General features: G+C 67.8%; 9 protein-coding genes. 3 read left to right on the top strand and 6 right to left on the bottom strand.

Annotation, left to right across the window (positions count from 1 at the left end; translation table 11 throughout):
* Positions 1-348: 348 nt before the first annotated feature.
* Positions 349-924, top strand: a complete 576-nt coding sequence (locus WA805_RS23595) for a tetratricopeptide repeat protein (RefSeq protein WP_425243427.1) — start codon at positions 349-351, stop codon at positions 922-924.
* On the opposite strand, the gene WA805_RS23600 is transcribed toward WA805_RS23595, so the two are convergent.
* Positions 921-3,062, bottom strand: coding sequence for an alpha/beta hydrolase fold domain-containing protein (locus tag WA805_RS23600; protein WP_425243428.1), 2,142 nt, complete (start codon positions 3,060-3,062; stop codon positions 921-923). The genes WA805_RS23595 and WA805_RS23600 overlap by 4 nt on opposite strands.
* Before the next feature lie 60 nt (positions 3,063-3,122).
* A complete protein-coding gene (locus WA805_RS23605; protein ID WP_424562852.1) occupies positions 3,123-4,286 on the bottom strand; it encodes a cobalamin-independent methionine synthase II family protein in 1,164 nt (387 codons plus the stop codon).
* A 75-nt stretch (positions 4,287-4,361) separates the two neighbouring features.
* On the opposite strand from WA805_RS23605, the gene WA805_RS23610 reads away from it, so the two are divergent.
* Positions 4,362-5,069: a GntR family transcriptional regulator gene (locus WA805_RS23610; RefSeq protein WP_422337851.1), complete on the top strand. Its 708-nt coding sequence runs from the start codon at positions 4,362-4,364 to the stop codon at positions 5,067-5,069.
* Positions 5,070-5,081: 12 nt separating this feature from the next.
* Here the strand turns inward: WA805_RS23610 and WA805_RS23615 are convergent, their stop codons facing one another.
* From WA805_RS23615 to WA805_RS23625, 3 genes are read right to left on the bottom strand one after another with little or no spacing between them, the layout of a single operon-like run.
* Positions 5,082-5,837 carry an SDR family NAD(P)-dependent oxidoreductase gene (locus tag WA805_RS23615; RefSeq protein ID WP_422273079.1) on the bottom strand — a complete coding sequence of 252 codons (756 nt, stop codon included), beginning with the start codon at positions 5,835-5,837 and terminating at the stop codon, positions 5,082-5,084.
* Positions 5,838-5,892: 55 nt separating this feature from the next.
* The gene (locus WA805_RS23620; RefSeq protein ID WP_422273081.1) at positions 5,893-6,885 is read right to left on the bottom strand and encodes an LLM class flavin-dependent oxidoreductase; all 993 of its coding nucleotides are present in this window, start codon (positions 6,883-6,885) and stop codon (positions 5,893-5,895) included.
* 34 nt (positions 6,886-6,919) lie between these two features.
* On the bottom strand, positions 6,920-8,452 hold the full coding sequence (locus WA805_RS23625; protein WP_425243429.1) for an acyl-CoA synthetase: 1,533 nt from the start codon (positions 8,450-8,452) through the stop codon (positions 6,920-6,922).
* 147 nt (positions 8,453-8,599) lie between these two features.
* On the opposite strand from WA805_RS23625, the gene WA805_RS23630 reads away from it, so the two are divergent.
* Complete coding sequence (locus WA805_RS23630; protein WP_422273085.1) at positions 8,600-9,217, top strand: TetR/AcrR family transcriptional regulator; 618 nt, start codon at positions 8,600-8,602, stop codon at positions 9,215-9,217.
* A 53-nt stretch (positions 9,218-9,270) separates the two neighbouring features.
* On the opposite strand, the gene WA805_RS23635 is transcribed toward WA805_RS23630, so the two are convergent.
* On the bottom strand, positions 9,271-10,534 hold a 1,264-nt coding region (locus tag WA805_RS23635), incomplete at its 5' end, for an aldehyde dehydrogenase family protein (protein WP_425243430.1).

Below are 10,534 nucleotides of genomic sequence, written 5' to 3' on the forward strand. Positions count from 1 at the left end.
GGTGATGTCCGTCAACGGGTCACCGGACACGAGGACCAGGTCCGCGCGCTGCCCGGCGGCGACACGTCCCCGGTCGGCGAGGCCGAACACTCGTGCCGGTTCAGCCGAGTCCCGCTCGGGACGAGGGGCGCCGCGCGTCCTCCTCGCTGAGCCGCCGAGCTTGCCGAGCAGCGGTTGGCGCTAGAACCGGTACGGGACGGCCCGGGTGCCGGGCTGGTCGGCGACGACCTTGGGCGGCCTGCGATCAGCCATCTCTCGCCTGTGTCTCCATCAGGCCGCCGCCGATGTCCGCGGCTCGCATACTATGCACGGCTGGCAGCCACATTCGATCAGTTAGGAGCCGCCGCCATGACGACACAGCCCTCCGACGCCAGACCCGGGCTCACCCCGGAACTCGAGGAGGCGATCAGGCGCGGCTACGCGCAGCGGGACCGCGCCAACATGGGACCCACGATCGCCTACTTCGAGTCCCTGCTGGCCGGGCATCCCGGCCATCCCGTGCTGGTGTACGAGCTGGCCGGGGCGTATGACACCGCCGGCCAGGAGGAGAAGGCGCGTGAGCTTTACGAGCGGGCGCTGGACCTCGGGCTGGCGGGCGACACCCTGCGCCGGTGCCTGTGCCAGTACGGCAGCACGCTGCGCTGGCTGGGGCAGTACGACAAGTCGCTGGCGCCCCTCGACCGGGCCAAGAGGGAGTGGCCGGAATCCGACGCGGTTCGCGTCTTCCGCGCGCTCACGCTGAACGACGCCGGCCGCAGCGACGAGGCCGTTGCCGAGCTCATGACGGTGATCACGGCACACGCCGAGGTCACCGACCTCGGTCGCTGGGCGGAGGGGCTGAGTGGCGTGGCCCAATGGCTAGCCGACGGCCGGCCTGACAATTTACTGGCGCATGAATTGGAATCCGGCCTGCTACGGCACTAGAACGCGCGCAACGCGCGCGCGAATGCGGCGAACTCCGCTAGCGCGCGGTCGGTTTCGGGCAGGAAATCGAACAGGATAAAAGAATGGACGCTGTCCGCGACCGGGCTGAACGTGACCTGGACGTCAGCGTCGCGGCTCCGATCGGCCAGCCGTTTCGCGCTAGTAAACAGTGCCTCGGGCTCGGCTGCCTGGATGAGGAGCGGCGGCAGGCCGGACAGGTCCGCCCGCAGCGGTGACACCGGTGCGTGCTCTGGGTCCGTGTCGTGGATGTAGCAGGCGGCAAGCTGCAAGAGCGTGATGCGGTTGAACCACGGATCGCTGGTGCCGGCACTCAGCTGCTCAGCAGAGAGTGCGAGGTCGCAGAAGGGGGAGACGACATGGATCCCGGCGGGCATCCGGGTGGCGCCCCTGTCCGCGTCGCGCAGCGCGATGGCGAGGCTGAGAGCCAAGCCGCCCCCCGCGCACTCGCCACTGACCAGGATCGGAGCCTGCGGGTACTCGCGAGCCAGCCAGCGGTAGGCGGTCAGGACATCGTCCAGCGCGGCCGGGAACGGTTGCTCAGGTGCGAGCCGGTAGTCGGGAACGAGTGACCAGCCGCCGGCCGCTTCGGCCAGCCGCGCGGCGAGCGGCGCTGACAGCTCCGCCGAGCCCATCACGTAGCCGCCGCCGTGCAGGTGCAGCACCACCGGCGTGTCACCCCGCGGCGGTGTCCCGATTTGCAGGGCGGGTGTCCCGTCGCAGTCAACGCTGTCACCCGGCCCGTTCACGTCGGCCCGGTGCAGCTTGCCTCGCACGAAAGCGGCGTAGCCTTCGCGCTCGCCGAGCCAGCCCGCCGCCCGGTGCTCACTTGTCAGCGCCGCGCGCCACAGGTCGAAGGCCCGCCGCGACTCCGGCCTGCGCATCGGATTGCCTGGAACAGCCAGGTTCTGCTCGAACTCCGCGGGTGACTGCTGCGCGGCCGCGACCGGGTCGTGCGCGAGCAGCCATTCCTGCATGGGCGGGCCCATGGGGCTGAGCTGCCGCAGTCCGCGGACGTAGCCGTTGCGCGCCCGGATCTGAACCGGATCGCTGGTCTGGCTGTTGCGCAAGTTCACCCGGGACGACTCGAGCATCCGCGTAGTACGCGCCTGGCGGCGGAACATGTACTCCCTTACGGCTGCCTGCTCGTTCCCGGCGCCGGCCCGCCGCAAGCAGGCGGCGAGCATGACGGCGTCTTCCAGGGCCATACCAGCCCCCTGACCGGCGCTGGGCGGCGCTGGATGCGCGGCGTCGCCCAGCAGGACGACGCGGTCCGACCCCCAGGTCTCCAGCGGGTCGCGGAAGTAGATCCCGGTGATCAGCGCCGTGTCCATCAAGGCGACGAGCTCGTGCATCGCCGGGCAGGAGTCTGCTAGGGACGCGTGCAGGTCGGCCAGGTCACCGGAGGCCGTCCACGACTCGCGGCGCACCTCGGTGGCGGGCACGAACGCGCTCAGGCTGTAGACGCTTTCCTGATGCTGGTCATGCCGGAGCGGATACAGCAGGACATGGCGGCGCGGCCCGTACCAGGACATGATCTTCGCGTCGTAGCGCTGCGGCACCTTTTCCCTCGGGATCAGCCCGCGCCAGACGACCACGCCGGTGAACCGGGCCTCCCGCTCGCCCATGAGCTGCTGGCGCGTCTGCGAGCGCAGTCCATCCGCACCCACGAGCAGGTCGCCGCGTACTTCCTCGCCAGTCGCGAGCTCGACGCGCACGTCGCGGCCGGTGTCCTCGAAGGCGACGACGCGGCTGCCGGTGCGCACCGACTCGGGCGGCAGCGGCGCCAGCAGGCTGCTGAGCAGGTCGGCACGGTGCCCGCAGTAGTAGTGCTCACCGTATTTAGCCGCTTGCGGATCGAGGGACGACGAGGTGATCAGCTCGTCGTCATTGAGGTTGCGCTGCTCGGCGACGTCGATACGCGCTACGTTCTCCCGCCAGTAAGCGTCGGCCCCGAGATAAGTGAGCGCCTTCATCGCATTCGCGTAGAGGCCGAGGCCCGCTCCGATCGCGGTGAACGCGGCGGCCTGTTCCAGCACCAGCGGCTCGATGCCAACCTTCCGGAGGGCGATTGCCGTGGCAAGCCCACCGGTGCCGCCGCCGGCGATGATCACGCGCACTGTGAACCCCTAGAGTCAGCCGCTTACGTTCGGGATAATTCCGGAAAGTCACATCCGGAGTCAGTGCCAGAGGCGCCGCGACGCGATCCGGGCGCCCTCGGCCAGGGCCGAGAACTTGGCCCAGCCCACCTTCGGGTCGATCTCCCGGGTGGCGGCCTGCGAGGCGAAGCCGCAGTCGTTGCCGAGCATCACGTTCTCCCGGCCGACAAGTTCCGCGTACTTCACCGTGAGCTCGGCGATCAGCTCGGGGTGCTCGACCCAGTTCGCGCCGTTGCTCAGCATGCCCGGAATGATTACCTTGCCCTCGGGCAGCGTGACGTCCTCGAAGGCGTGGTAGTCGTGGATATGCCGGGGATTCATGACCTCGAACGAGAGCGCCTGGGCGTTGACCCGCAGCATCGGCTCAATGAAGTCCCGCAGCCGCAAGTCGTAGATGTGCGGCCCCTGGTTGATGCCGTAGCACGTGTGGTAGCGGATCTTCTCCGAGGGGATGTCCCGGAGGGTGTAGTTGATCAGCTGGACGGTCTCCGCCACGCGCCGGTCCCGCTCGGCCGGGTCGGCATCCGCGTAGCCCCACAGGCTCGTCGCGGCCGGGTCGTCCAGCTGGATCAGGAAGCCGGCGTCGATGATGGCCCGGTACTCCTCGCGGGTCGCGTCGGCGAGCGCGGTCACGAAGTCCTCGTGCGAGGAGTAGTACTCGTTCTCGTGCTGGGCGAGGGCAGTTGGCAACGCCGCCGACACGAAAGCCTCGGTGAAGTTCTGGCCAGCCAGCGCCGCTCGCAGGTTGGCGAGGTCGATGGCGAGCGCCTCCTGGCCGACGTACTTGACCGGTCCACGGCACACCAGCCGCGTCGGCGGGCTCAGCATGGCTCCGTACATAGCGGTCTTGAAGTAGCGCTCGTAGTACTCGGGGAACTCGTCCACTTCCCGCCAGTGACCCAGCGTTTCACCTGGCGCGTAGGGGACCGCCTCGAACCCGGCGAGCCGCTCGGTCAGGTACGTGGTGAACCCGCTCTTGCGCTGCTCACCGTCGTTGATTACATCGAGTCCGGCCTCGAGCTGGCGGCGGACGCACTCCTCGACGGCCGCCGTCGCGCGGGCCTCGAACGCCTCCCCGTCGTACGGTTGACCGTTCTCCCGGGCCCGCATCAGCTCGATCAGGTCATCGGGCCTGGCGATGCTTCCCGTGTGCGTGGTCAGGATCCGGTCTGTGCTCGTCTGCACTGGCGAGTCCCTTCGCTAGCAGCCTGAATCTTTATAATATAAAGTTGGCGGTATCCGGCAAGGGGGTAACGCTGCGTGACGTACGGCGATCCAGCCCGCGGCGCGACGACCAAGGCAGACGGCGCCTACCTTGAGATGCGCAATCAGATTCTCCAGGGCAAGCTAAAGCCGGGCAGCCGGGTTGACTACGTACAGCTCTCGGGAGCCTTGGGTGTCTCTATCACTCCCCTGCGCGAAGCCCTCCGGCGACTTGAGGCAGATCATCTGGTCGTACGTAACGCGCATCGGGACGTGGTAGTCGCGGCCCTCACCCGCGAGGAGGCTGCCGAGCTAGTTACAGTCCGACGGGAACTCGATCTTCTCGCGGCGCGGCTCGCGGCCGGGCAGATATCACCGGAGGAACTCGCCAAGGCGCGAGAGCTGATCGCTCGCCAAGACGAGGAGGAAGCGCTCCGCTACCTGCGAGACGCCGGGCTTCCTGTGGCGGTGGGCGGCATGCTGAATGTCAACCGGGCGTTTCACCGGATGGTCTACTGCGGCTCGCATAATCAGGTCCTGATTCAGTACAGGGACGCCATATCGACTCGGACGGAGCGCTACGTCATCGTGGCGCGCCAGATCAACAACGTCTCGCCCGCCGCCTACCGATTGCTGCATGAGAAGCTGCTTGCGGCGCTGGAGGCGCGCGATGCGGAGGCCGCCACGGACGTGATGCGAGCCCACTACCGGGAACTAGACCTCGACTTCGCCAACGTGATCTTCGGCCCGGCCCCGGCGAGTTGACAGCGGCAGGCGTTAAACCAGTGAGGCAGTCAGTCCGCCGTCGAGGATGTAGTGGCTGCCGGTGACCCACGACGCCCGGTCGGACGCGAGGAAGGCGGCGACCTCGGCGATGTCCTCCGGAGTGCCGAGCCTGCCCTGCTTCATCGCGACGAGATCGCCGAACGGGATCTGGGTCGCCGCCTCGAAGTCAGGTACGAGCCGGGCGACCATGGCGGTGTCGGCAAAGCCTGGGCAGACCGCGTTGACTCGCACGCCGGCCGCCCGCATCTCCACCGCCGCGACCCGGGTGAGCTGGATCAGCGCCGCCTTCGTCGCGCAGTAGGAGCCGAGCAGCGGGCTGCCGCCGACCCCGGCGATCGAGGCGATGTTGACGATGTTGCCCTTCGAGGCGATCAGGTGCGGAATTGCCGCCTTCATCGCGACGAACGGACCGCGTACGTTGACCTTGAAGATCTTGTCGAAGCTTTCTGTTGACTGCTGGAGCAGCGGCGAGGAGATCTCGATCCCGGCGTTGTTGACCAGGACGTCGAGACCGCCGAGGATGTCGACCGATTGCTGGACCGCGGCCTGTACCTGGCCCTCGTCCGTGACGTCGCAGTTAGCCACTCCTGCGGCGCCGATCTCTTCGGCTGACTGCTTGGCCGTTTCCGGGTTGATGTCGCTGACCACGACCCGGGCGCCGCGTTCCGTGAACAGCGCCGCGATCGCCTTGCCGATGCCGGCACCTGACCCGGTGACGAAAACCCGCTTACCCTCGAGCTCTGACATTGCTTTCCTCTCACTTCGATGTGGGGGATCGGTTGACCGCCGCCTGCCGGGCTTGTCACATAGCGTTGACCTTGGGCATGATTTCTTCCTTCAGACGCTTGAGGTCGTCGAGCGTCTTAGCTACCGGAACGTCCTGGAACGGCGGCCAAAGCAATGGCATCGTCATCCCGGCTTCCCGGTAGCGCTTGAGCATGTCGGTGATCTGCGCCGCGCTTCCCGCCAGCAGGTTGGTGCCCTTGCCCATCGGCGTCTGATCCATGGCCTGATCGGTGATGACGAACCAGATCATGCTCATGATCTCGAGGTCGTCGACCGAACGGGGGGTATCCAGCGCCTCAAGCTCGCGCTGAATTTCGCTGCGCCATTTCGCGATGTCTTCCGGAGAGTCCTGGATTCCGATCCAGCCCGCCATCCCGTACTTCGCGATCCGGCTCGCCGAGCGCTTCGGGTCTTTGAGCCCGCTGAAGAACATCGGCGGGTGCGGCTTCTGCAGCGGCTTCGCGCCGAACCCGCTGCGCTCGAAGTCGGCAAACTCACCGTGGTATTCGAAGAGATCGTTCGTCCAGATTCCTTGCATGATCTCGATCGACTCACGCACGTGCTTGTGTCGCTTCGGGAAGATGTGCGAAGCGCTTGCTGCCGCGAATTCCTCGGGCATCCAGCCCGACCCGACGGCAACGTTGAGCCGGCCGTTCGACAGGTGGTCGATGGTGGCCAGCTCCGCGGCGAGGACGCCGGGCGAGCGGAACGGCGTGTCGATGATGCTCATGCCGATCCGGACCTTCGACGTCTTGGCGGCGAGCCAGGGGATCAAGGGCATTCCCTGAAGGAACTCGCCTCGCGACGACACCGGCAGACCACGAGGGAACCCGTCGATCATGCCAAATGGGTACTGCATTTCTCCGCGGTCGGAGACCTCGGGGACGATGATCCGGTCGAGTGTCCAGACCGAGTCGAAATCGAGGTCCTCGGCGAGCGCGGTGAGGTCTTCGAGTTCCTTGACGGTGACCTTGTCGCGGAAGTTCGGCAGGTACAGTGCGAGTTTCATGGCGTGCGGGCTCCTCACTAACTTTGGGACTAGTTCAGTTGCCGGTTAGCCTCGAGCGAATCTCTGTCTTGAGGACCTTTCCGACGGCGGAGCGCGGCAGGTCGGCCCATATTTCGATCTGCTTGGGAGCCTTGACGCTGCCGATGCGCTGTTTGACGAACGCGATCAGCTCGTCGGTATCGATCTCGGCGCCGCTTTGCGGTTGCACGACGGCGGTGACCCGCTCGCCCCACTTTTCGTCGGGCAGGCCGATCACCGCGCAGTCGCGGACGGCGTCGTGGGCCATCAAGGCCTGCTCCACCTCGGCGGAGTAGACGTTGAACCCGCCGCTGATCACCATGTCCTTGGCGCGGTCGACGATGTAGAGGTAACCGTCGTCGTCGAGGAAGCCGATGTCGCCGGTGTGGTGCCACCCGTGGGCGGACGCCTCGGTCGTTGCCTCGGGGTTCCGGTAGTAACCGGCCATCACCAGCGAGCCGCGCACGCAGATCTCTCCTCGCTCCCCGCGCGGGACGGGCCGGCCGTTCTCGTCGAGGATCGCCACGTTGACCAGCGGCGACGGGCGGCCGGCGGACGCCAGCCGTGAGGTGTCGATCGTCCCGTCGGGTCGGCGGTGCTCGGCCGGTGCCATGGTCGAGATCATCATCGGGGCCTCGGACTGCCCGAAGAGTTGCGCCATCGGCCCGATGCGGTCGAGTGCCTCGGCGAGCCTGGCCGTCGAAATCGGCGCCGCGCCGTACCAGAAGCACTGCAGTGACGACAGGTCCGTGCTGTCCAGTGCCGCGTGGCCGAGAACCATGTAGATCAGGGTCGGCGGCAGGAAGGTGTGGGTGACCCGGTGTCGCTCGATCAGCTCAAGGAACCGGCCGACGTCGGGCTTCGCCATGATCACGACCTCACCGCCCCGGGCGAGGATCGGGAAGCACAGCACGCCGGCCGCGTGGGTCAGCGGGGCCTGGGCCAGGTAGACCGGGCGCCCGCCGAAGGGATAGCTCATCAGCGTGATCGCCGACATCGCCTCGAGGTTGCGATCGGTGAGCATGACTCCCTTGGGGCGTCCGGTGGTGCCGCCAGTGCCGACGAGCGCCACTAGGTCCTCGGGCGGTGCGGCCTCGGCGGGGGGATCGTCTCTGGCAGCGTCAAGCCAGGGGCGGAAAGCCTGTGCAAGGTCGTCGCCGTCGCCGAGCCGGACAAGCGTCGTCAGTTTCGGAAGTACTGGGGCGATCGCGGCGACTAGCTCGTCGAAGGCCGGCTGGAAGATCAGCGCCGAGCAGTCGAACAAGTCGAGCAGCTCCGCATTCTCGGCCGCCGCGTTGCGCGGATTGATCGGACACCACACCGCACCCGACCGGGCGATGCCGAAGACGCAGGAGAACGCGGTCGGGTCGTTGGCCGAGAGGATGCCGACCTTGTCCCCGGGCCGGACGCCCGAGCGCCGAAGGGCTTTGGCAACCGCGCGGGACAGATCCACGACCTCGCCGTACGACAGCGATTTCCCGTCGAGCGTCAGGCAGGGTGCCTCCGGATCCAGGGAGGTGCCCTTGTCCAGATAGAAGGTCAGCGACATCGTTGTCTCCGTATTAGATCGTGCATCCTGCGAGTGGCTCGTTTACGGGACCGTTCCTGGCCACGATCGTGGCCCCTTCATTGGACGTGTGTCAAGAATTTTCTGGACAATCGGTCAAAGATCTGCTCGCTGCGGTAGGCTCGCGGTGTGGCGAGTTCAACTGCGGCGAGGCTTCGAACCGGTGTCGACAAGTTCGAGGACCGCCGTCGAGAACTGGCCGACGCCACGTTGCTGACTTTGGCTGACCTTGGCTACGCCCGCACCAGCCTGCGCACGATCGCAGAGCAAACGAACTTCTCCCACGGGCTCCTGCACTACTACTTCGCGGACAAGACCGAGCTGATCACCTACTGCGTCCGGCGCTATAAGACGGCCTGCGCACAGCGATACGAAGGCCTGGTCGCCGAGTCGTCCACTCCCGACGAGCTCGCCGAAGCCTGCGGGAACGGCCTGGCAGCAACGCTGGCCGACGCGCCGCTCATGCATCGGCTCTGGTACGACTTGCGCTCGCAGTCCCTGTTCGAGGTAGCTTTCCGCGACGATGTCGCAGAGATCGACGGCCTCCTGCAGGACATGATCTGGCGTCTCGTCCGCGCCTACGCCAACCTCATCGGCAGTGAACCCACCTGCTCGCCCTCCACTGCCTACGCCATGTTCGACGGGCTTTTCTACCAAGCACTGCAGCGCCACCTTGCCGGCTCCGAGACAGCGTTCGACGACCTCCGGCAGAGCTGTCGCGAGCTGCTGCCCCGGCTGTTCGCCTGACGCTGGTGGGACCACGCGGCGCATAAGGCGCCAGCGCTGCACCAGGGCGGCCGCTAGGCCAGGCCGGACAGCACGACGGTCCGGACCTGGGTCAGGGCTTCCATGGCGTACCGGCCCCCGACCCGGCCGACGCCGCTGGCGCTGCCCCCGCCGCCGCCGAACGGCAGGTGGGTCTCCCAGTAATTCGAGGACTCGTTGACGTTCACCCACGCTGCCCGGACCGAGTCGGCGTACCGCAGGCCGGTGCCCGCGTCCGCGGTGTAGATGGACGCCATCAGCCCGTAGGGCAGGTCATCGGTCAGCGTGATCGCATCCTCCAGCGACGCGACCGCGATGACCGGCGCGACCGGCCCGAAGGTCTCCTCGCGGGCCACGACCGCGTCCCTGGGGACGTTGTCGAGGACGGTGGGCTGCCAGTACAAGGCCGTGGGCCGGCCGGGCTCCGCGCCGCCGCCGGTGATGAGGTCCGCGCCCCGCGCGAGCGCGTCGGCCACGTGGCGGGCAGTCTTGGCGGCGACGTCGGCGTTGTTCAGCGGCCCCATCGTGGTCCGCGGGTCGAACGGGTCGCCCAGCACGACCTCCTTGCCGACCGCGGCGGCCAGCGCTTCCACGAACGCGTCGTGGACCCGCTCGTGGACCAGGATCCGCTCGGCGGCCGTGCAGCTCTGCCCCGAGCACAGGTAGGCCCCGGCGATCGTCCCGGCGACCGCCCGGTGCAGGTCGGCGTCGTCCATAACCACCAGGGGGCCGTTGTTGCCCATCTCCAGCAGCTGGGCCTTGCCCGCGGCCCGCCGGGCCACCGACAGGCCGGTCTGGGTAGACCCGACGAACGCGACGGCGGCGACTCCCGGATGGCCGGCGATCTCGTCGCCGACGACCGGGCCCCGGCCCGGCAGGAAGGCGACCGTCCCCGGCGGCAGGTCCGCGTCGGCGATGGCGTCCACGAGCACCGCGCTGCACACAGACGTGCTCGGCGCGGGAGCCCACACGACCGTGTTGCCCGCCGCCAGCGCGGGCGCGATGACCTGCGCTGGCATCGTGTACGGCCAGTTCCACGGAGTAATGACCGCGACCACGCCAAGCGGGCGGCGCTCGATGAGGACCCGGGCTCCGGGCAGCCGGCTGGGCGGGATCGCGCCGTCCAGGCGCAGCACGTCCTCGGCCGCGTCGCGCCAGTAGCCGATCAGGTCATCGACTTCCGGGTAGGCCTCGGCGTGCAGCGGCTTGCCCTGGTCGAGGGTGAGCGCCCGGGCCAGCTCGTCCCGACGCCGCTGGCAGGCATCAGCGACCCGGTGCAGGGCGCGCGCCCGCTCGAAG

The organism is Trebonia sp. (genome assembly GCF_049794275.1).
GTDB lineage: Bacteria > Actinomycetota > Actinomycetes > Streptosporangiales > Streptosporangiaceae > Trebonia.

What these genes read in the sequence shown, in the direction of transcription:
- WA805_RS23595 (WP_425243427.1), top strand. Translation starts at nt 349, where the DNA reads ATGACGACACAGCCCTCCGACGCCAGACCCGGGCTCACCCCGGAACTC.
- WA805_RS23615 (WP_422273079.1), bottom strand. Translation starts at nt 5,837, where the DNA reads ATGTCAGAGCTCGAGGGTAAGCGGGTTTTCGTCACCGGGTCAGGTGCC.
- WA805_RS23620 (WP_422273081.1), bottom strand. Translation starts at nt 6,885, where the DNA reads ATGAAACTCGCACTGTACCTGCCGAACTTCCGCGACAAGGTCACCGTC.
- WA805_RS23625 (WP_425243429.1), bottom strand. Translation starts at nt 8,452, where the DNA reads ATGTCGCTGACCTTCTATCTGGACAAGGGCACCTCCCTGGATCCGGAG.